The sequence below is a fragment of the Pseudomonas luteola NBRC 103146 genome, assembly GCF_002091675.1.
GTDB classification, from domain to species: domain Bacteria; phylum Pseudomonadota; class Gammaproteobacteria; order Pseudomonadales; family Pseudomonadaceae; genus Chryseomonas; species Chryseomonas luteola.
The window spans coordinates 60,270-82,016 of the sequence record NZ_BDAE01000016.1; the positions used below are offsets into that span (position 1 = coordinate 60,270).

At 53.8% G+C, this 21,747-nt stretch carries 18 protein-coding genes and 3 pseudogenes; 11 read left to right on the forward strand and 10 right to left on the reverse strand.

The window, feature by feature from the left end; all coding sequences use genetic code 11:
* The first annotated feature begins 123 nt into the window (after window positions 1-123).
* Window positions 124-2,580 (forward strand): hybrid sensor histidine kinase/response regulator, encoded by a 2,457-nt coding sequence (locus PLU01S_RS16845; protein ID WP_216822622.1) that lies wholly within the window; start codon window positions 124-126, stop codon window positions 2,578-2,580.
* Between the two features lie 5 nt (window positions 2,581-2,585).
* Here PLU01S_RS16845 and PLU01S_RS16850 read toward each other — a convergent pair whose 3' ends face one another.
* Window positions 2,586-3,437 carry a DMT family transporter gene (locus PLU01S_RS16850; protein ID WP_074829123.1) on the reverse strand — a complete coding sequence of 284 codons (852 nt, stop codon included), beginning with the start codon at window positions 3,435-3,437 and terminating at the stop codon, window positions 2,586-2,588.
* A 155-nt stretch (window positions 3,438-3,592) separates the two neighbouring features.
* On the opposite strand from PLU01S_RS16850, the pseudogene PLU01S_RS16855 reads away from it, so the two are divergent.
* Window positions 3,593-4,443 (forward strand): annotated as a pseudogene (locus PLU01S_RS16855) (LysR substrate-binding domain-containing protein).
* 364 nt (window positions 4,444-4,807) lie between these two features.
* The gene (locus tag PLU01S_RS16860; protein ID WP_074829029.1) at window positions 4,808-6,517 is read left to right on the forward strand and encodes an amidase; all 1,710 of its coding nucleotides are present in this window, start codon (window positions 4,808-4,810) and stop codon (window positions 6,515-6,517) included.
* Between the two features lie 112 nt (window positions 6,518-6,629).
* Here PLU01S_RS16860 and PLU01S_RS16865 read toward each other — a convergent pair whose 3' ends face one another.
* The 3 genes from PLU01S_RS16865 to PLU01S_RS16875 all read right to left on the reverse strand — a co-directional run bounded on the left by PLU01S_RS16865 (window position 6,630) and on the right by PLU01S_RS16875 (window position 9,985).
* Window positions 6,630-7,124, reverse strand: a complete 495-nt coding sequence (locus tag PLU01S_RS16865) for a DUF4126 domain-containing protein (RefSeq protein ID WP_074829032.1) — start codon at window positions 7,122-7,124, stop codon at window positions 6,630-6,632.
* Window positions 7,125-7,303: 179 nt separating this feature from the next.
* On the reverse strand, window positions 7,304-8,581 hold the full coding sequence (locus PLU01S_RS16870) for a glucarate dehydratase family protein (RefSeq protein ID WP_074829035.1): 1,278 nt from the start codon (window positions 8,579-8,581) through the stop codon (window positions 7,304-7,306).
* Between the two features lie 60 nt (window positions 8,582-8,641).
* Window positions 8,642-9,985 carry an MFS transporter gene (locus PLU01S_RS16875; RefSeq protein WP_074829037.1) on the reverse strand — a complete coding sequence of 448 codons (1,344 nt, stop codon included), beginning with the start codon at window positions 9,983-9,985 and terminating at the stop codon, window positions 8,642-8,644.
* 105 nt (window positions 9,986-10,090) lie between these two features.
* Here PLU01S_RS16875 and PLU01S_RS16880 point away from each other — a divergent pair, with 105 nt between their 5' ends.
* A complete protein-coding gene (locus PLU01S_RS16880) occupies window positions 10,091-10,987 on the forward strand; it encodes a LysR family transcriptional regulator (RefSeq protein WP_074829040.1) in 897 nt (298 codons plus the stop codon).
* A gap of 405 nt (window positions 10,988-11,392) precedes the next feature.
* On the opposite strand, the gene uraH is transcribed toward PLU01S_RS16880, so the two are convergent.
* Window positions 11,393-11,794: a hydroxyisourate hydrolase gene (gene uraH, locus PLU01S_RS16885; RefSeq protein WP_074829043.1), complete on the reverse strand. Its 402-nt coding sequence runs from the start codon at window positions 11,792-11,794 to the stop codon at window positions 11,393-11,395.
* 12 nt (window positions 11,795-11,806) lie between these two features.
* Window positions 11,807-12,271 (reverse strand): heme-binding protein, encoded by a 465-nt coding sequence (locus PLU01S_RS16890; protein WP_074829047.1) that lies wholly within the window; start codon window positions 12,269-12,271, stop codon window positions 11,807-11,809.
* 174 nt (window positions 12,272-12,445) lie between these two features.
* Between PLU01S_RS16890 and PLU01S_RS26000 the strand changes: the two genes are divergently transcribed.
* From PLU01S_RS26000 to PLU01S_RS26660, 5 genes and pseudogenes are all read left to right on the forward strand, one after another.
* On the forward strand, window positions 12,446-12,601 hold the full coding sequence (locus PLU01S_RS26000; protein ID WP_216822623.1) for a hypothetical protein: 156 nt from the start codon (window positions 12,446-12,448) through the stop codon (window positions 12,599-12,601).
* A gap of 29 nt (window positions 12,602-12,630) precedes the next feature.
* The gene (locus tag PLU01S_RS16895; protein ID WP_233432232.1) at window positions 12,631-13,170 is read left to right on the forward strand and encodes an SDR family NAD(P)-dependent oxidoreductase; all 540 of its coding nucleotides are present in this window, start codon (window positions 12,631-12,633) and stop codon (window positions 13,168-13,170) included.
* A 322-nt stretch (window positions 13,171-13,492) separates the two neighbouring features.
* Window positions 13,493-14,662: a hypothetical protein gene (locus PLU01S_RS16900; RefSeq protein ID WP_074829051.1), complete on the forward strand. Its 1,170-nt coding sequence runs from the start codon at window positions 13,493-13,495 to the stop codon at window positions 14,660-14,662.
* Window positions 14,663-15,000: 338 nt separating this feature from the next.
* Window positions 15,001-15,771, forward strand: a pseudogene (locus tag PLU01S_RS26655) (PAS domain-containing protein); the annotation flags it as partial.
* Between the two features lie 117 nt (window positions 15,772-15,888).
* A pseudogene (locus tag PLU01S_RS26660) lies at window positions 15,889-16,317 on the forward strand (methyl-accepting chemotaxis protein); the annotation flags it as partial.
* An 89-nt stretch (window positions 16,318-16,406) separates the two neighbouring features.
* Here PLU01S_RS26660 and PLU01S_RS16910 read toward each other — a convergent pair.
* Both PLU01S_RS16910 and PLU01S_RS16915 read right to left on the reverse strand, forming a co-directional pair.
* Window positions 16,407-17,084 (reverse strand): potassium channel family protein, encoded by a 678-nt coding sequence (locus PLU01S_RS16910; RefSeq protein WP_074829063.1) that lies wholly within the window; start codon window positions 17,082-17,084, stop codon window positions 16,407-16,409.
* A complete protein-coding gene (locus PLU01S_RS16915; protein WP_233432228.1) occupies window positions 17,074-18,408 on the reverse strand; it encodes a TrkH family potassium uptake protein in 1,335 nt (444 codons plus the stop codon). Before PLU01S_RS16915 ends, PLU01S_RS16910 begins: the two co-directional genes overlap by 11 nt.
* Window positions 18,409-18,802: 394 nt before the next feature.
* Here PLU01S_RS16915 and PLU01S_RS16920 point away from each other — a divergent pair, with 394 nt between their 5' ends.
* Window positions 18,803-19,948 carry a hypothetical protein gene (locus tag PLU01S_RS16920; protein ID WP_074829067.1) on the forward strand — a complete coding sequence of 382 codons (1,146 nt, stop codon included), beginning with the start codon at window positions 18,803-18,805 and terminating at the stop codon, window positions 19,946-19,948.
* 179 nt (window positions 19,949-20,127) lie between these two features.
* On the opposite strand, the gene PLU01S_RS25755 is transcribed toward PLU01S_RS16920, so the two are convergent.
* Entirely contained in the window at window positions 20,128-20,274 is a 147-nt protein-coding gene (locus PLU01S_RS25755) for a hypothetical protein (protein WP_010798779.1), read from the reverse strand.
* 229 nt (window positions 20,275-20,503) lie between these two features.
* On the opposite strand from PLU01S_RS25755, the gene PLU01S_RS16925 reads away from it, so the two are divergent.
* Window positions 20,504-21,328, forward strand: a complete 825-nt coding sequence (locus PLU01S_RS16925; RefSeq protein ID WP_074829070.1) for an HDOD domain-containing protein — start codon at window positions 20,504-20,506, stop codon at window positions 21,326-21,328.
* A gap of 48 nt (window positions 21,329-21,376) precedes the next feature.
* On the opposite strand, the gene PLU01S_RS16930 is transcribed toward PLU01S_RS16925, so the two are convergent.
* Window positions 21,377-21,739 carry a hypothetical protein gene (locus PLU01S_RS16930; protein WP_074829071.1) on the reverse strand — a complete coding sequence of 121 codons (363 nt, stop codon included), beginning with the start codon at window positions 21,737-21,739 and terminating at the stop codon, window positions 21,377-21,379.
* Window positions 21,740-21,747 lie beyond the last annotated feature (8 nt).

Sequence of the window (21,747 nt, forward strand, 5' to 3'; positions counted from 1 at the left end):
TACGCCGCTTGATTTTGAGATGTATAAAAGACAGGCTAAATAGCAGGTCTAAACAGCCATTTCGATCACTCGGCGGGCATTTGCCCCTGCAATTCTTTCTCCTCTAGGGCTAAACGCTAACGTATGATGGGTAAGCAGTCTTGTCTCGTGGGAGGCGGTCAGGCAGGTGAACGATTACGGGCCGTTGATTGGCAGAACACTTCATTAGGCCCTGTCGAAGGTTGGCCCCTGTTGCTTCAGGCAGCCATCAGAATAGTACTCAGCTCCGACTTTCCCATGATGGTGCACTGGGGTCCGGATCTGATTACCTTTTACAACGATGCCTACGCTCCAAGTCTGGGTAACAAGCACCCTGGAAATCTTGGAAGACCCGCCAAGGAATGGTGGTTTGAGATGTGGGATCAGCTGACTCCGATTTTTGATCATGTCCTCTCGGGGAAGGCTTATTTTGTAGAGGATGCCCGATACACACCCAATCGCAACGGGGTACAGCAGGAAGCATTCTTCACGCACTGCCATAGCCCGTTATGGGATGACAATGGCCATGTCGCAGGTATTTTTCTGGTTGTGACGGAAACGACGGGCCGTATCGTGGCCGAGCGCAAGCTGCTTCAGGCCAATGCCGATTTGGAGCGGCAAGTGCTGGCTGCAAAATCCAGCGAGGCGCGCCTGAGTGCCTTTGTCAGTGCATCGTCCGAGGGGCTGTACTCCATGAGTGGGGATTGGCAGGAGATGCACGAGCTGAAGGGGCGTGGCTTTTTGAAGGATACATCCTCGCCCAATCCGAACTGGTTGACCGATTATATTCCCGTTGACGAGCAGCCCCGCGTGAAGGCGACCCTCAACGAAGCGATAACCTCCAGGAAGTTGTTTAGCCTGGAGCATCAGGTCAAGCGCGTTGATGGCAGTATAGGCTGGGTGCAATCACGAGCCATACCGTTTCTTGATGCGGCGGGTGATATTACCGAGTGGTTTGGCGCAGTAAGCGACATTACCGTTCGCCGCCATGCAGACGAGGTACTGCAAGGACAGAAAAAGAATCTTGAGCATCAGGTAACCGAGCGAACCATAGAGCTGAATCACCTCTGGGAGATTTCGCCCGACCTTTTGCTGGTGATCGATTACGAGGGCATTTTCCGTAAGGTCAACCCCGCCTGGACACGTATCCTGGGTTATGAACCGGAAGAACTGCTCGGACAGAACATCAGTGAACTCGTGATACCCGATACCGCTCTTTCGCCGCTGGAAGCCTATGAGCGAGCTGCACGCGGCGAGCTGTCTGAAATGGAGAATCGCTATCGCCATAAGGATGGCTCCACCCGTTGGTTTTCCTGGGTTGCGGCGCCCTCTGCCGGGCAGATCTATGCAACCGGACGGGATATCACGGCAGCAAAGGCAGCAGAAGCCGAGCTGGCTTCGATGCAGGAAGCCTTGCGTCATGCACAAAAGATGGAAGCCGTCGGCCAGCTGACAGGCGGTGTCGCCCATGACTTCAATAACCTGCTGGCTGGCATTTCCGGGTCAGTGGATATGATGCAGATCCGTATACAGCAGGGAAGACTGAATGATCTAGAGCGCTATCTGGGCATGGCCCAAAACGGTCTCAAGCGTGCGGCGTCGCTTACCCACCGTCTCCTGGCTTTTTCACGGCGCCAGACGCTGGATCCCAAGCCGACCCGTATCGGACAGCTGGTTTTGGGTATGCAGGAGCTGATTCAAAGTACGGTAGGCCCTGCGACGCCCGTAAGAATGAATACCCCAGAGGAGTTGTGGTCTGCGCTGGTCGATGCACCTCAACTTGAAAACTCCCTACTTAACCTGTGCATCAATGCTCGCGACGCGATGCCTCAAGGCGGGCGTATCCTCGTTGAAATGGCCAACCATTCTCTTGATGAGTACGCGGCGCGACAGCACGATCTACCGCCGGGAGACTATCTCACGCTCAGTGTTACCGACAGCGGAACCGGGATGCCTCCCACGGTCATTGAGCGGGCGTTCGAGCCATTCTTTACAACAAAGCCAATCGGAAAAGGCACCGGCCTAGGATTGTCCATGGTCTATGGCTTTGTCCAGCAATCGGGCGGACAGGTCCGAATCAATTCACGACTAGGCGAAGGCACTACGGTCTGTGTCTACCTGCCTCGTTACTATGGCAATGCTATCACCCCCTTGACCGGCTTTGCCGAAGCTACAGAGTTTCCCCGCTCAGAGCCGGGCGAGACCGTTCTAGTAGTAGATGATGAGCCTACGGTTCGTACGTTGATCATGGAAATTCTTGAAGACCTTGGATACATCGCCCTCGAAGCTGGCGACGGTGCAGCTAGCCTGGAGATATTGCACTCGGATAGGCGCATCGATTTGTTAATTACCGATGTAGGCTTGCCAGGTGGCCTGAACGGCCGACAGGTCGCTGATGCAGCACGGGTTTGGCGCCCTGGCCTCAAGGTTCTGTTCATTACCGGCTACGCCGAAAAAAGCCTGCTGAGCGAAGGGCAAATGGAGCCGGGCATGGCGGTGTTAACCAAGCCTTTCGCCATGGACATAATGGCTACACGCATTCGTACCATGATCGAGTCATGAAGACGTTACGTTTTGTCCGCTCGGACGACCAACAGGATTCCTCCTGCAGAAACAGCGGCACCTACCAACATAAGCCACGAGAGCGGCTCGCCGAACATCATCCATGCCCATACCAGCGTAACCGCTGGGCTCAGGTAGAGCACACTGGCTACCCGTGTGGGTGATGAGCGCCGCAGGCACACCCAATACAGACCATAGCCGCCAAGGGTAGAAATTGCCGCGGTCCAAAAGACACTCAATGCAAAACCTGCCGTTGGAATGGGCCAGAGGCTACCCTGCCAGCCTGCAAGCACAGCGAATACCACTGCAGATACCGCACACTGCAGCCACATTGTTGGCAGCAATCCAAGTGGATGAGAAAGCCTGCAATGCTTCTGCCATAACGTAGCCACCGCGAGGGACAGCATGCCTAATATGGGCAGCCCATACGCCCATAAAGGCGCATCTCCCCACGCCAGGGCGTCATAGGTAACCAATAGCACTCCGCCAAGACCAATGGCCAGCCCCAGCCATACCTTGCCCGAAAGCCGTTGCCCCAGAACGGTAACGCTAAGCAGTGCCGTACCGATAGGCAGTAGATCGGCAAACAATGCAGCCAGACCTGTCGGAACACCCAGCGCAATGCCCTGGACAACACCGACCAGATAACCCGCCATGGCCAGTAGACCGATACCCGCATGCTGCAAGAGCACGGCGGGGTGAACACATCGAAGCGTTTTGATCACGAACGGCAACAGGAAAAGCGTGACCACTACACACCGCCAGAACACGACCAGCAGCGCAGGTGCGTAATCGATTGAAAAACGGGCACCCACAAAGCCCGAACTCCACGTAATGACCATCATTGCTTCAAGCAGGAGTAAAGGCGCTCTGCTGAGAGATAGAACGCCTGAGAGAGCGCTGATAAGGGGTCGGGTCGTTCGAGTGGTCTGATTCATCACCCGACCTTACGAAAACCAGCTAATCTAATAAATCAAAACTTTATCACTTAATGGTTTACAAATATTAAATGATGAACGCAACCCTTGATATCGAGCTGCTTCGAACCTTTGATACCGTAGCTCGGATGGGAAAATTCAGGCTGGCGGCCGAGCATCTTCATAAAAGCCCTGCGGCTATCAGCGTGCATATTCAGCGGCTGGAGACCATTGCTGGGGGCGCCTGCTTGAGCGTGATAACCAGTCGGTATCCCTGACAGCGCTTGGGCAGCGACTGCTCATGTCTGCCGCTGAGCTGCTCCGAACCCATGACAGGGTTATGGGCGAGCTGCATGGTCCACATGTAATTGGAAGTGTTCAGTTAGGTATGCCTGATGAATATGCCGCCCATGTCATTGGTGACATCCTGCCCATTTTCACAGCCTCCTGGCCAAACGTAGTACTGGAGGTAACCACCGCACCGAGTTTTACGCTACGCGATCATCTCCAACAGGGAAAGCTTGATCTGGCATTGCTGACACAACCTCGCGCGGCTGGCTCCGACGCACTGGTACTCACCTCCACGACTCCGGTCTGGGTAGGAAGCGCAGTGCTACCCGCCACGTTGAACGATCCTTTACCACTGGCGCTTTACGCAGCGGATTGCCCTTACCGCGAAGCCATGATAAGCACCCTCACAGTGGCAGGAAGGCCATGGCGGATAGTGTTGGACAGCGCCTCCAGCCAGGCGATAAAAGCCTGTGTCGAGGCCGGGCTTGCCGTTACGCTCATGGATCGTGCACGGGTAACCGAAAGAATGGTTATACGCGAGGACTTACCCATCATGCCTGACCACGAAGTGGTACTGGTCCGCCCTCCAGCCAGGGAAAGCAATGAAGCCGTAGAGCTGCTGGTAGATGCCATCCAGCGATACTTCCGTCTATAGCTGGCAGAGCTACAGGGTCGCTGCAAAACTGCCCTGCGCGAGATTAGGCTTTTACCTGTGAAACGGGCGACGCGGTGTGCTTGTTTCATATCATTGCACTGGCGCCTATCGACCAGGAGGCTCCTCCTCGGTTGACTTGATACACTTGTCACCTATCAGCCACTCGGTGTGCGCAGAGCGACCAAACACGTGTGCAAGCAGAAGCTTCTGGCTCCAGCGTCTGCCGTATCTGTTATTTGACCAGGATCCTTATGAGAATTGACTCCAACCTACATGATGTTCTTGAGCCTCATACCCAGAGGAAAAACACCAAGCCTCTGGATTACCACTCTCACATCACCTTTACGCATCCAGTGGTGGCAGCATGATTGAAGTAACCGAGGTTTCCATTGCCGCGCTACGTGAGGCGCTTGAGTCAGGCCGTACCACAGCAGTTGAGCTGGTTCATGCCTACCTTGCCCGGATCGAAGCCTATGATGGTCTTGATACGCCCACGGCCCTGAATGCTGTCGTGGTCAGTAACTCTGATGCCCTCAAGGAAGCGGAAGCATCCGATGCCCGTCGCGCCCGAGGCGAAACACTTGGTCCATTGGATGGGATCCCCTATACGGCAAAAGACAGTTATCTGGTGAAAGGGCTGACTGCCGCCTCGGGCAGCCCTGCCTTCAAGGATCTGGTGGCGTACCGCGATGCGTTCACGATCGAGCGTCTGCGGGCGGCGGGTGCGATCTGCCTGGGCAAGACCAATATGCCCCCCATGGCGAATGGTGGCATGCAGCGCGGCGTTTATGGTCGCGCGGAAAGTCCATACAACGGTGATTACCTGACCGCGCCTTTCGCCTCTGGCTCCTCCAACGGTGCAGGTACAGCTACCGCAGCGAGCTTTGCCGCGTTCGGCCTTGCAGAAGAAACATGGTCGAGCGGACGAGGCCCTGCTTCGAATAATGGTTTGTGCGCCTATACCCCTTCACGGGGGGTAATCTCGGTACGTGGTAACTGGCCACTGACCCCGACGATGGATGTGGTTGTGCCTTTTGCCAGAACCATGGAAGACCTACTGGAAGTGCTGGATGTGATCGTGGCGGATGACCCGGAAACACGCGGCGATCTATGGCGGATGCAGCCCTGGGTACCAATCCCGAGCGCCTCTTCGGTGCGGCCCGCCACGTATAGGGAGCTTGCCGCAAAACCTGATGCCCTTGCTGGCAAGCGGTTTGGTGTTCCGCGCATGTACATAAATGCAGACCCCGAGGCAGGGACCAGTGAAAACCCGGGTATCGGCGGTCCGACTGGGCAACGAATCCATACCCGACCTTCGGTCATCGCACTGTGGGAGCAGGCTCGACAAGCCCTTGAGGCCGCGGGTGCCGAAGTGGTCGAGGTTGACTTCCCGATGGTTTCCAATTGCGAAGGCGACCGTCCCGGCGCGCCAACGGTATACAACCGTGGACTGGTCTCGAAAGAGTTTCTTCATGACGAACTGTGGGAGCTGACGGCCTGGGCATTCGATGATTTTCTTCAGGCCAATGGGGATCCCAAACTGAACCGTCTGGTGGACGTCGATGGCCCGCAAATCTTTCCCCATGACCCGGGCACCCTACCCAACCGGGAGGGAGACCTTGCGGCCGGTATGGACGAGTATGTGAACATGGCCGAGCGCGGCATCACGCCATGGGACAAGATCGCCACGTTACCTGAGGGGCTGAAAGGGCTTGAAAAGACGCGCCGGATCGATCTGGAAGACTGGATGACCCAGTTGGGATTGGATGCCGTCATCTTCCCGACCGTTGCAGACGTAGGGCCAGCCGATGCTGACGTGAATCCCGAGTCGGCCGATATCGCCTGGAGCAATGGCGTCTGGGTCGCCAATGGTAACCTTGCGATTCGTCACTTAGGCATACCTACCGTAACGGTGCCCATGGGCATCATGGCCGATATCGGTATGCCGGTAGGCCTGACCTTTGCCGGACGTGCCTACGATGATTCCTCCCTGCTGCGTTTTGCAGCGGCTTTCGAATCAACCGGATCGCGCCGCATGATTCCCCCGCGTACTCCACCGTTGCAAACGAGCTGACCAGGAGCTGGGCGAGACTGAGGAGCTGTAACCAGTCCCGCTCAGTTGCCAATATATTCAGGGACTCGCCTGCGCCTTTGTGCAGGTTTGTCCCTGTGTTGCTAAACCAACCTCAGCCCTTACCCAAAGCGCGCTTCAACCCGGCGTTACCAATAGCAAGTGCCAAGCTGTCTTCGGCGAGTCCCAAGGCTGCGTTGATGACTGCACCGGAGCTGCCGTAACGCTTGCGCAGGCGAATGGCGATTTTTGCCGAGATGCAGGCAGCGGTTGCGCCGATCAAAGCGGGGACCAAAGCAGGCTGCCGCTGCGCCCCAGCCAAGGCTGCAGCGGTCACACCTCCTGACAGTGCCCGTACCATCATTGACGGTGCGATTGTCCGATCGGGGGCAAATGGAAGTTTGTCGCCCAACAATTCACTTGCGGCAAGCGGTATCAAGAGATGGCGTGCTCTGGGCTTAACCAGCGTACGGGTCAAGGAGTCTGCGTTGGTAGCAGCCGAACGCCTGGCAAGCGCCTCACTGACCATTGCAGGAGCCAACATGCTACGCATACCTGTTACGACGCCTAGCGCTAAAGCGCCCCATAAAAGACGATTCGATCTTGTCATGCTCATACCTCCAGTCGTTAAGCATGTCGACCGGCCGTAGCTGGAGGCAGTTCAGGCTGAACTGCAAGATTAAAGCTGTATCGCTTCCTGATGGAGCGGCTTGCCATGTTTTACCTTTGTTGCTTATAAAGGCAACAGATGACAAGCCGCTTTCTGGATGCCTATGACTACATTTTGCTTTAGAACCGAGGCTTTAATGCTTTCCACTCGGGATCATATTTTTGCATTTGCCGGACGTCATCACGTTGGCGAATACCGCAGGTAAGATATTGGTCGTTGAGTTTGGCCAGCTGGTCATAATCCAGCTCAACGCCTAGTCCGGGTGCGTCTGCAATCGCAACGCACCCATTGCGAATAGGTAGCTTGCCACCTTTGATAACTTCTTCATCGGCCTCCTGCCAGGGGTAATGTGTGTCGCAGGCATAGGAGAGATTGGGTACAGCAGCCGCTACATGCGTCATTGCCATAAGACTGATGCCCAAGTGCGAATTGGAATGCATCGAAACGCCCAACCCAAAGGTTTCACACATACGGGAAAGGATCTGGGTATCACGCAGGCCACCCCAATAGTGATGGTCCGCCAGCACAATCTGTACGCTGTTCAGCGCGATGCTGCGGCGGAACTCATCAAAATCCGTCACGACCATGTTGGTCGCCAGTGGAAGGCCTGTGCGCCGATGCAGCTCAGCCATCCCTTCAAGGCCTGGACACGGATCTTCATAGTATTGGAGATCATCGCCTAACAGCTCCGCCATGCGAATCGAAGTCTCGAGTGACCAATTGCCGTTTGGATCGATGCGCAGAGGTATGCCAGGAAAAGCCTGCTTGAGCGCTTTCATACAGGCAACCTCATGCTCGGGGCCCAGCAGGGTTCCCGCCTTAAGCTTGATGCTTTGGAATCCGTTCTCCTCGATCATGGTACGCGCCTGGGCGACTACCTGCTCCGGACTGATCGCCTCGCCCCACCGGTCTGGCTTATAGGGTGACTGAATATGCTCGGCATATTTCAGAAACAGGTAGGCGCTGAAGGGGACCTCCCGGCGTACGGCGCCGCCAAGAAGATCTACCAGCGGCACCCCTATCGAACGGGCTTGTAGGTCCAGAAAGGCAACCTCGAACGCCGAATACGCATTTGCCACTTGTTTACTGGGGTGTGAACCCGGCGCCAACTCTGCTCCGGGATTGGCACCCGGTTGAAGACGGGCCACTGTCTGGATGACCTGGGCGCGCAACCCGTTGAGATCGAAAGGATCAAGGCCGAGCAAGCTTTCCTGCATGGCCTGCAGCACGCTAAGCACCGGTGCATCACCGTAGCTTTCACCCAAGCCTATAAAACCGTTATCACTCTCGACCTCAATGATCGAGCGCAGCGCATAAGGCTCATGGATACCACTGGCGTTAAGCAGCGGCGCATCCTTGAAGGCAATCGGGGTTACACGGATGTGTTTTATCTTCATGATAGAACTCCTGAACACTAGAGAGGGCCTACGGGACTGCCCGGCAGGCCCGTCCTTTACTCAAGCAGGCGCAGCGGCCATCTTGGCTTTGATCCCGTCGCTAGGCCCTCTTCTCGTCTTGGTCATGAAGACCAGAATGCCAGCAATCAAGGAGACCGTGGCAAGGCCAATGAGGCCACCCTCGATCGAGCCGGTCCGTTCCTCCAGAAAGCCAAACGTGGCAGGCGCAACGAAACCGCCCAGGCTACCTACCGAATTGATCAGTGCGATGACTGCCGCCGAGATACGTGCATCCAGATAAGACTGGGGGATCGGCCAGAACAGTGATGACGCTGCCTTGAATCCGATAGCGGCGAAGCAGATAGCCAGAAACGCAAACACCGTCCCCCCCATCGTCGAGGCGAACAGCCCAATGGCTGCAATGATGAAGGCCGATGAGGCCCAGGCCTGCTGCCATTTGAAGCGGGACGCCAGACTGGCGAACAGGTACATGGCCACGACGGAAATGATCCAAGGAATGGAATTGAAAAGACCAATCTCGAAGTCGCCCAGCCCGCCCATGGAGCGAATGATGCTTGGCAGCCAGAAAGTGCAGCCGTAGATCGTCAGCGAGATCGAAAAATACAGAAAGCAGAACAGCGCGATTTGCGGATCACGCAACAACTTGAACGCTGAAGGATGAGCCTTGCTCTCACCTACTGCCAATTCGCGCTGGCGTTGCTCCTCATCGATACAGTCAGTCAGTGCATTGCGCTCTTCCGTGCTCAGCCATTTGGCATCCTTGGGCAGGGAATCCAGCCAGAACCAGACAAAACCGCACAGTACGACCGAGAACAAGCCTTCAATCAGGAACATCCATTGCCAGCCGGACATCCCCAGCCCGGTTATTCCCAGCAGGGCGCCAGACAACGGACCAGAGAGGATAGAGGCAATGGCTGAACCACTCAGAAAAATTGCCATGGCCTTGCCACGTTCATCAGCAGGCAGCCATTTGGTGAAGTAGTAAACCACCCCAGGGAAGAACCCCGCCTCGGCAACGCCAAGCAGGAATCGCAGGATATAAAACCAGGTTTCATTGGGTACGAACGCCATGGCCGTTGCGACAATACCCCAGGTGAACATGATGCGCGTCAGCCAGGCCTTGGCACCGAACCGCTGCAAGAGCATGTTGGACGGGACCTCGAATAGCGCATAGCCAATGAAGAATAGGCCGGCACCCAAACCATAGGCAGCGGCACCAATCCCGAGATCGGTCTCGAGATGGCTACGTACAAAGCCGATATTGACCCGGTCGATGTAGTTCACGATGAACATGACGACAAATAGCGGCAAGACATGCCGCTTCACCTTGGAGACCGCACGGGTTAGCACCGTGGAGTCCACGGAAGACTGGACATTACTCATGGGCGACTCCCGCTCATTGTTTTTGTAGGAGAGCGTCGATAATGGAGGCCGATATTGTTACTGTCTAATCTATATTAGGTCTTGATTGATACCGGTATTAGATCAATGTTTGAACTCGCTCAGCTCCGCTGCTTCACCACGGTGGCCACAGAACTCAACTTTCGCCGTGCGGCAGAGCGGCTGAACATGACGCAGCCGCCGTTAAGTCGGCAGATTCAGTTACTTGAGCATAGCCTGGGCGTAGAACTCTTTTCTCGAAGTACGCGCAGCGTAGCCCTGACTGCGGCAGGAAGAGCCTTTTTCATCGAAGCCCAGGCACTTCTGGAGCGAGCACAACAGGCTGCAATTGCCGCGCGACGTTTTGCCGAAGGCGACATCGGCTCGGTTACCATCAGCTTCGTTGGCAGCGCCGTTTATGAGTTTCTTCCCAAGGTCATTGCCGAAGCCCGTCTTAGTCAGCCTAACGTCAAGGTTGCCTTGACCGAGATGAATACGTTTCAGCAACACGAAGCGCTACGGGCACGCCGTATCGACCTGGGTATCGTCCGTGCACCACTCCTGCAGCCGGGCTATGAAACCGAATGCCTGGTGCGTGAGCCGTTCGTGCTTGCTGTACCCGCCAGCCATCCCTTAGCTCATGCACCTGTGATAACCATGCAGGATCTTCATGGGATGCCCTTTCTCATGTATTCGCACTCAGCTTATCCCCCCTTCAACGAGCTGCTAACCGGTATGTTCCGCTCCGCCAGCGTCGAGCCGGAATACATTCAATGGCTAAGCTCATCGCTCACCATTCTGGCGTTGGTCAACGCGGGGATGGGATTGGCGTTTGTACCTCGCTGCGCCACCAATGTCGTCTTCAAGGAGGTGATATTTAGGGAAATCGATCTGGGCGACGGCATACAAAGCGAATTGCATCTGGTATGGCGTACAGATAATGACAATCCCGCCTGCAAGATGCTGCTGGAAGCCATCCGCTCTGCCATCAAGGCGGAGCGTTAGCAGAACCCGCTAGGTCTCTATCAGGAACCCTTATTGGCTCACTCTGCCAGATTGATGAGGATGCTGTAGTCCAACGCTTTGCCGAGGCAGGAAGAGAGCTAGCCAGCGGACCGAGTGGTCACAGGCCAGGAAAAAGCCCCGGTAATCGCTTTCGATTTGGACGTACACCTTGGTGCACCCTGATCAAATCTCTCAGCCTTCCCTCTCCGCTTCGTTACGACGAGGGCCACGCTGGACCCCAGCGTAAATCCAAACGCGATCAACCCGGTTGCCTGGAGAAGTAGGCGTACCGTTGTTTAGCAAAACGGTATCGTCTTCTCCGCCAGCACTAGCGTGAAGGGTCGGTATCATTCAGTGGATACCGACACAATGGCAACATCTTCTCAAGACTCGTTGACTGACGCCCTATGAACCTCGATAGGTGCTGAAACCATAAGGGCTGAGCAGCAGTGGGATGTGATAGTGCTGATCCGTTTGTTTGACTTCAAAGATCACAGGGATCTCAGGAAAAAAGGTTTCGTGGCCGGTTTTCTTGTAATACTCGCCGGTCTTGAAAACCACTCGATACTCACCTTTCTGTAAGGGCTTATCACTGGGATACAGCTCAGCGATGCGACCTTGCTCGTTGGTGGTGCCTTGCGCCAGCGGCTGCCAAGCTTCTCCCATGTGACGCTCAAGCGTTACATTTACACCGGATGAGGGTACGCCGGTCTCAAGATTGAGCACATGTACGCTAAGCGGATTATTGGCAGCGACAGCCATGCCGGACATTGCCGTCATACCCAGCGCCAGTATCAGAGTCTTCATGGTGGTTCTCCTTCAAGGGTTAGTTTTCAAACCTATCGCCGAGGCAGCCTCGGTCGCACATTGCTCATCCTGGGCAGCGCCGCCAGCACCTGCTACGCCAAAAGCGCCTACCAGCGCGTCGCCTTCATAGAGGGGCACACCGCCTCCAAGCAGCAGTAGCTCAGACAAGGTATTGAGGTTGGCAGCCTCCGGATTCTGGCGGGCCTTCTCGGCCAGCTGGCGTGTCGCTGTCTTGGTAGACAGTGCGGTATAGGCTTTGCGGCGGGCAGCGTCTGCGTTATGAGGGCCCACCCGGGTATCGCGCTGAATAAGAATGGGGTTCCCACCGCGATCAAGTGCTGCCATTGCAGCATGACAGGGCGCAGCGTCCAGCAAGCGACGGGCTGTGGCCAAATCCAGCTCCGGCTGTTTCGGTAAGGCGGCTTCTGCGTTTACGACTGCCAGCATGAGCAATGTGAATGTAACGATTCTGTCCATGACAGGGCTCCTTGGTTGGATCGATATACCCTAACCAGGCCGCACGGTCAGAAACGGGTCATTGCAATGACATTTTTGTCAGAAACCGCGTGATGCATGTATGACATACCCATTTAACTAGACACCGGGTGTAGTGCTAGGCTTTCCCAACGTACTGCTCAAGGACCATCTTCAATGGAAGTAAAACCACCTGCGTATCGCCCTGGCGCCATCGTTATCGGTGCCTCCTCCGGAATGGGTGAGGCACTGGCGCGCCGTTTGGTAACAGAAGGCTGGCGGGTCGGTTTGGCTGAAGAGTTGAACGCCTTCAGGCACTCGCCCAGGAACTAGGTGATCACGCCATCATTTGCCCACTGGACCTGATGGAAATAGACGAAGCCCGGATAGCTCTGAAAGGCTTTATCCAGCAGGTAGGTCACGTTGAGCTAATAGTCATCAGTGCGGGGACAGGCCATGTCAATCCGGACCTGACTTGGCAGCTCGATGAAGAAACTATCGCTGTCAATGCACTGGGCTTTGCGGCCATGGCCCAAATAGCCATGAAGCATTTCATAGCGCAGGGACAGGGTCACCTGGTAGGAATTTCATCCATTGCCAAGCTCCGTGCCAATGGGGGCGCTACCGCCTATTGCGCCTCGAAGGCCTTCGTCTCGACATACCTGGATGGCCTGCGCGACCTGGCACGTCACCATAAACTGCCTGTGACAGTAACCGAGGCGTGTCCCGGCTTTGTCGACACCGACATGTTGAAAGCTGATAAACCCTTCTGGGTGGCCACGCCTGAAAAAGCCGCCGATTGTATATATGGCGCCATCAGGACGCGTACCAAGCACGTCTATGTCACCAGGCGCTGGGGCTTGATTGGTCATCTGCTGCGCCTGTTGCCTTCGCCTGGCTGAGAGTATTCTCAAGCGAGTAGCGCCAGCGAATTACTATACTAATTACCTCTATTGGTTTGCCAACGGCGGAGCTGCATACCGATATTTAGGAAGCTAGCAATTCGCATGAGTATCTTTAATACTGATCAATCCTCTATCAGGTTCAAAAAACAATCACCTCTTACTACTATTTAATTAAAAGCGTTATAAACTCAAGAAGAGTTTAATTTAATATTTCTACTTCTCTTTTATTTCACGTTGACTAACCAAACGTAAATGTGTGCTCTCCTGTATACGTACCTGTACCGGACTACATCAACAACAGGCCTATAAGGATATATATATGTTCAAGATCAAACCCCTCGCGATTACCATCCTGTCCTTGGCTATTGCTGCCCATGCCTTTGCAGAAAACAATATGGCCAGCCTTACCCAGACCGGAGAAGGTAACGTTGCCAGCGCTGCCCAGTCTGGCGAAAATGGCAAGGTCACGCTTTCCCAAGACGGTACAGCCAATAATATCTACCTTTATCAGACTGGTCTTGAAAACGACGTCACTGTAAGGCAAGAAGGCGTTACCAACCGCGCTGAAAACACAAGCACAGGTGGCCTGGGGAGTACCTCTGTGGTTGAACAGAACGGTAACAACAACACCTCCCGCATTTTTCAGGATGCCAATACCTTCTCTCAGACGAATGTTACTCAGGAAGGCTATTACAACAGTGTTTACGCCTCCCAAGAAAACACCATTACATCCCATCAGGATTTTGTGCAGCGTGGAGACCATAACGTAGTAGAAGCAAAGCAGAACTCTGGGTTTTCACGGCAAGCCGTTACTCAGCTTGGCGATGGACATGCGGCGCACACTTATCAAAATGGGTCTGATCAAGTAAAGGTTAGTATTTACCAAGAGGGTGATGTCAATAATGCCCGCGCCAATCAGTACGATACTGTTCTGTCAGACATTGTTATTCAGCAGAACGGCTACGGTAATGTGGTGGTTGCCCACCAACATAAAGGTAATGACCACATAGTCACTACTAACCAGAGCGGTGCAAGTAATACTTCCCGTGTGGAGCAGAATGGTTCCAACAATCAGTTCAGGACAGCTCAGGTGGGCGGCGGTAATTTGATTACTAGCGAAGACGGCAATGGATATGGAGGTAATTTTAAACAGCAGGGTAGCTACAACTCGGTTGACGCGACACAGACAGGAAATGGCAACGATCTGTACTTTGATCAGACGGGTCAGCTAAATGCGCTGTCATTGGTACAGACAGGTAATAATAATGTGCTTGAAGGTTTCAGCTCAGGTAATGGAGACGTCATCTCCGTTATCCAAGAGGGCTTTGATCAGACTGCGCAAATCAACCAAAACACCGATCTGAATATGGCTACAGTTTCGCAGACAGGCATCATGAACGCTATCAATATCGCCCAAAGCACCGCTGGTAATATCGCCAATGCTTCTCAAAACGGTAACAGTAACACAATTACGCTTATGCAGCGCTGATCATAATAGGCCGTGTCGTAACGTTCCTTGATCGTTAAACATGGATCATTTCTTTGATCCATGTTTTAACTTCCGTTCCATATACGGCTTAAGCATCCTGAATAATACCGTTCAAATAGAACGGCTTAATAATCATTCTTGATGTCCATAGGCCACTAATACCATTGGTCTGAACCTTTTTAATAGAAAAGCATTGTCTATTCATGCAAAAGCGTTTCAGCACCTTGCATACGACCTAAGGATACAGCCGGCTGTCGCCATTACCGACTAACTGGTCTTTAGAAAAGAAGTATAGGAACGAAAAGCTATTCATCATCATCCACACTTGCGGTCCAGTCATGTTCAATTCACATCTCAAACAAGAACTCGCTTCTCTCAAGGAAGAAAATGCCTCGCTACGGCAGATCCGAGAAGCACTTGAAGCAGAAATGATGACATTGAGGCTGGACAACAACGGCATCATCCAGACCGCCAATGAACAATTTCTTCAAGCGATGGGCTATTCAAAATCAGAAATGGTAGGTCAGCCCCTCGATAAATATATTCCTCCTTACGTTAAACAACTGGAATGCTATAAGGGCTTACAAGCTGCCATCAAACAGGGCAAACACATTAGCGGTCTTTATCGACTTTCCAAAGCGGATGGCAACCTGGTGTGGCTGCGTGCTGTATGGCAGACGCTAAAAGACCAGGATGGTAAAGCTGCCGGAGTCATCTGCCTGGCAAGCAATGTGACCGAATCTGTAGATGTGGCCACTGAGAATGCGGGCCTCATCAAGGCACTGCGCCGCTCCACAGCCGTAATTGAATTCAACCCAGCCGGTGAGGTGCTCGATGCGAACGATAATTTCCTTCAAGGGATCGGCTATCGTCTTGAGCAGATCAAGGGCAAGCATCACCGGATGTTTTGTGAGCCGGAAGAATACAATTCCGAAGAGTACCGTGAATTCTGGCGGCGGCTGAATCGGGGCGAGTATGCCTCCGGCCGTTTCAAACGTGTAGACAGCATGGGCCGTGTGGTGTGGCTCGAAGCAAGCTACAACCCAGTGTTCAACACACGCAACGAGCTCTACAAGATCGTGAAATTTGCTACGGTCATCACCGAGCAGGTCAACCAGCAGATGGCGGTTGCCGAAGCTGCCGATATCGCCTACCGCACTTCGCTGCATACCGACGATACAGCTAACAAAGGCGCTTCGGTAGTTCAGGATACGGTAAGCGTGATGCGCCAGATCGCCGATGAGATTCAGGTGGCATCCAACGGAATCGAGGCATTGAGCAAACAGTCGCTGCTAATCAATACCATTGTGCAGACCATCAGCGGCATCGCCCAACAGACAAACCTGCTAGCCTTGAACGCAGCCATCGAAGCAGCACGGGCCGGTGAGGCGGGTCGGGGGTTTGCGGTGGTCGCTGACGAGGTACGCCAATTGGCTGGACGAACCAGCCTGGCAACTAAAGAAATTGTCGATGTGGTACAACAGAACCAGTCATTGGCCGAAGCCGCAGTTGCCAGCATGGCAACCAGCAAAAGTCAGACCGAACATGGTCTTGGATTGGCTAACGAAGCAGGTTCGGTAATTCTGGAAATTCAGGATGGCGCCAAGAAGGTAGTAAGTGCGGTAGAGCAGTTTGCCAATCAGCTGGGAAGTTGATTCATAAAGCGCTGAAATGACATCCGCTCAGTAAAGCTGAGCGGATGTCGACCAACACGGGACCATCAAGAGACTTTATTGATACGGCGTTAAACCTGAGCTGAAAACTTTTCCACCAGTTTGGTCGTGCCCGCTACGATCAAGAAGTCACCTTCGTGTATCCGTGTATCTGCCTTGGCATACACGAAGTCTGTCTTGAGCCGCTTAAGACCGATCACGGTCACGCCATAGCGTGTACGAATAGCCGATTCGGCTAGCGTTTTTCCATGGGCTTCCTGTGGCGCTCCGGTTTTGGCAATGGCGAAACCATCCTCAAACTCGATGAATTCGAACATCTTGCCTGTCACCAGATGAGCCACGCGCTCTCCCATGGCGGCCTCTGGATAGACAACATGATGAGCACCGATTCGCTCAAGAATCTGTCCATGCTTTGCACTCATGGCTTTGGCCCAGATGTCTTTCACACCCAGCTCCTGAAGCGCTAGGACGGTTAGAACACTGGCCTCAAGGTCGCTACCAATGCCAACAACAGCATGTATGAATTCATCAACGCCCAACTGGCGCAAGGCTTCGATATTGGTGCTGTCGGTTTGAGCGACATGGGTCAGCCGGTCGGACCAGTTCTGGACGAGGCTTGCATCCTCGTCCAGCCCTAGTACTTCATGCCCCATGTCGATTAGCGATTCGGCAACAGAGGCACCAAAGCGGCCCAGACCGATAACGACCACGCTGTCACTGCGGGTCGACGAGAACAGTTTATCCAACAATGGGGCGTTCCTCAGGATAGCGATAAGGTTTGTTTCGGCTACGCAAGGCCAGGGCAGTTGCCACGGTAATCGTCCCGACGCGGCCTACGAACATCAGGACGATGATAACGACCTGCCCTATTGGAGGAAGATCAGCCGTGATTCCCGTGGAAAGACCTACCGTGGCAAAGGCAGAAATTGTTTCGAACGCGATTTTTTCAAGAGGAAACGAGGTCACGCTGATCAGAATGAGTGTTGCACTCGCGACCATAGCAGTTCCCAAAAGAACAACAACCAGTGCTTGGCGTTGCGTTTCCGAAGCGATCCGTCGGTTAAAGACCGCGGTATCCGTGTTACCCCGGATCTCTGCCCAAACCACAAAGAACAGTAAAAAGAAGGTAGTAACCTTTATACCTCCAGCGGTACCCGCGCTACCGCCCCCGATAAACATCAGGATGTAGTGGATAGCCAAGGTCTCTGTGGTGAATTGCCCGACGTCTAAACTATTAAACCCAGCTGTACGCGCGGCAGCAGAATGGAAAAAGGCGGCCAACAGCTTGGCCCCTGTGTCGAGTGGACCAAGTGTGCCGGCGTTATTCCATTCATATCCCAGCATGGCTACTGTACCGATGATCAACAAGAGCGCCGAGCCCAGCAAGGTAATGCGCGTATGAACAGACCATGGCCGGTTTTTCCGGCGCATGTGCCTGAGCTCATACAGTACGGGCGAGCCGATGCCGCCTATGATCAGTGCAGCAGTGATGGGAAGAATCACGATAGGGTCTGCGACGAACCCTATCAGATTATCTGAGTAAGTAGAAAACCCGGCGTTATTGAACGCCGAAATCGCGTGGAAAATACCATTCCATGCGGCACTCTCCCAAGGCTCCTGATAAGCAAAATGCAGATGGAAAGCGAGCAGTGCAGCTATCGTCAACTCGACTGTGAGCGTAACGGCCAACACCAATCGCAGCACCTCAACGACATCACCCAACCCAAGCAGGCGGGTTTCACTCTGGGCCAATAATCGGCTGCTCAGTTGCAAGCGTCGATTAACCAGAAGACCCAACAAGGTTGCACCACTCATGATGCCGATTCCGCCGATCTGGAACAGAACAAGAATGATGACCTGACCGAAGCCGCTCCAATACGTAGCAGTGTCTACGGTGACAAGACCGGTCACACAGGTTGCCGAAACCGCAGTAAACAAGGCCGTCAGAAAGGGAGCGCTCGCTTCACCGGCTCGCGCCACTGGCAACATGAGTAATGACGTGCCTATCAGTATGGTAATCAGGAAGGCCAACGGCACCAGCCGGGCGGGATGTTTTATGGTATTTCGCAGCAAGGGCCTGTTCTCGAGTCATTGTTTTGTAGGGCATTTACATTATGGCAAGACGCAACGATATGCGCGTCTATGAGACCACAGTGAAAAAACGGCGTCCTCAAAAACTCTTATGATTGGCAACCTAATAAATAGCCTTACTATTGTTGGCATCCTTCCAAAGCCGTTCCTATACTCAAGCTGCTTTACGCACCGGTTGGGTGCCATGTTGACTCATTTGAATGTTGGTTAGGGAAGACCAGAATTCTTGCCTGCCTGTTCTGATGCGCTTTTCATGGCTCCCAGCCATTTGCTGATAGATACCCGCAGGCGAGATGCCTATGCAGTTGTGGGTGAGCCGTCATCAGTTGATAACGATTTCAGCGGTCTCATGACTTTGATATAGGGAGATTTTTCAATGCCTGCGCTCAAACCCCTCGCTCTTGCCGTACTGGCTACCCTCACCTTGCATGCTCATGCAGAAAACAACACGGTAGATCTTAATCAGGACGGCGAAAACAACACCTCCACGATCGAACAGAGCGGTACGTCCAATAACTTTACGCAAACGCAGACAGGACAAAACGGTTACGGATTCATTGAGCAGTCCGGTACTGAAAACAGCGGCACGGTCTATCAAGAGGGCGTTGGCAACAGGACGCAATTTATCCAGGAAGGCGGCAGTTTAAACATTGGCCAGGTATACCAGTCTGGTAATGATAATGCCGCCTATATCACTCAGAGTGACTACGAGCATCGTGGTTATGGGTTCTATGGTAAGGCGGATCAGAATACGGCTTTAATTGAACAAACCGGTTCTGGAAATAACGCAGGTATCTTTCAAACCTTGTCCTCTTATGGCAACGCCTTTACCCGGCAGAGTGGCGATAACAACAACTCGACCAACGAACAGTACAGCGCTGATTACAGCACCCAGGCTACTGTTCAAGAGGGCAGTAGCAACACTGGCGACATTTTTCAATATTCTGCTGATTATCTGACAGCCTCGATTTACCAGTACGGCAATAACAACGATGCTCACATCGCTCAGCTGGCTGATAACGCTACGGCAACCATTAATCAGGAAGGAAATAGCAATACGGCAGATGTAACGCAAGACAGTGTTTGGGGTAACAGCAGGGCAACCGGAATGATCGCTCGTGTAGATCAATCGGGCGATCTGAATACAACAAACGTACAGCAAGAAGGCTCGCTCAACGTCCTGAGTGTTACTCAAACTGGTACTAGCAATTTAGTTCGTGGCAACGGTGAAACTATTTACGACCCGGGTCAAAAAGGTGATCGCAATGTCTTGTCCGCTCTGCAGGAAGGAACAGACAACGAGTTGTACTTTACTCAGACAGGCGATGACAACGAACTGTATGTATCACAGTCGGGTGATGCCAACACGATTACGGCTACGCAAACCGGCATAGGCTATTCGGCCATTCTCTCTCAGAATGGCTCAGCCAACAGCATGAACGTAACCCAATCTTCTCAGGGCGATATGGCGACCATTACCCAGAGCGGTACGGGTAACACTGCGACACTGACACAGCGTTAACCGCTGACGCTGGCCAGGTTCAGGCGCCTTGCGAAAGGCCTCTGAACCGGGCTCTTATCCTTAAATACAGGTTCCCACAGGGTCTACCGGCGGCGTATTGTCATCCTCCGCAGGCATCTCGTCCGGGTGAGTCTCGTCTGGAACACCGTCATCGAAATGACGATGAGGATCGTTGTCCATCAGCTGTACTCCGGGTCAGTCGGATTCTTTTGAGGAAGACGCTCATCGGGGGCATGCTCACGCTGATCATCACCGATTGGCTCATCCTGTGGTGAAGGGGTTGGATCGATTTCCGGGTCGTCCGGTGCCTTTTGGAATTCAACCATCAGTCTTCTCCTGTGCAGTGGGTGCCCTTTTTGTTGGGCAAGTCTATGGCCACTTTGTTCAGGCTGGCTGAGCGCTTAGGGTTATTGCAGCAGGGATTGAAGATAAGGATCCGCACTTTTCTGGACTATTACACGTCTCCTGCCCCAGCGAGCCGACGTCTGACCACTAGCGACTTGGCAAACCTTTTCTATGCTTTGGAATATACCGTTCAGGCATCAAGGAGCCTTCATGAATATCGACACCCTGTTCAATGAGATTCACAACCTGCCCAGCGTGCCCAAGGTCGCCCAGGATCTCATCCAGCAATTCGATAACCCTTCCTCCAGCCTGGACAGTGTTGCGCGTAATGTAGAGCGGGATCCCGTCATTGCCGCCAAGGTATTACGCCTCGCCAATTCGGCCCGGTTCAAGGGTGCTCGTGATTCGACCAGCATCGAAGATGCCACCATGCGCCTGGGCTTCAATACGCTTCGTACGTTGGTTCTGGCGTCCGCCATGACAGGCGCGTTCAAGGTGGACTCAGGCTATAACCTAAAAGCGTTCTGGACTCACAGTTTTCGGGTAGCCAGTATCTGTCGACTCCTGGCAAAGCAGCTGGGCAAAGACCCGGACACAGCCTTTACCTGTGGCATGATGCATAACATTGGTGAGCTGCTGATTCAGGCGGGTGCGCCTGACTATGCAGCCACGCTGAACAAGCAACCTAAAAGGGACGCTACGGGACGAGCAGCGGATGAGACCGTGCAACTGGGCTTTGGCTATCCAGAAGTAGGGGCAGAGCTGGCAAAGCGTTGGCAATTACCCAAGGTCATTCAACAAGCGATCGCTTATCAAGGTCGTCCCACCCAGGCACCTGCCGAGGCGGACGATTACCCACGCATTGTGGCGCAAGCGGTAGCGATCAGCGATGTCTACGAAGCCCATGGTGCCACGCCTGAGGCACAGCAACATCTGACCGGGCCCCTGTTCAACGGACTAGATACAGACAAGCTATTTGCTGCCTTACCCGACGTGCTTGAAGCCGACAAGGCGTTTGCAGAACTGATCGGCTGACCCCCGCCCGGCAACCAAGTGCTGCCGGGTATCGCCTCAGCTTAACGGTCAGGTCGCCGGAACGACAAGATCGCCATCGGGCCGGCGAAAGCCCAGCATGTTGCCATAACGCATGACACCCCAGGTTTCCACGACGGGACCGGAGCGCAGCATCATGCGGACTTTGACTTCACTCTGGTAACTGGGAATAACAGTACAGGCCTTGGCCTGCTCGCCAGGGATATGGAAGGTGTTCTGTGGATCCAGAGCGGCCTGCGGGCAACGGTCAAAGCCGAAGACCGGCACTTCTGCACCATTCACCACGATCTTGAAGCCGGGGCCCATCGTGATCACAGGAGGCAGATCAGCCCATGCAAGACCACTTGTTACACCAAGGACCACGGTTGCCACCAACATACGGATTGCCTTCATAGACTGGC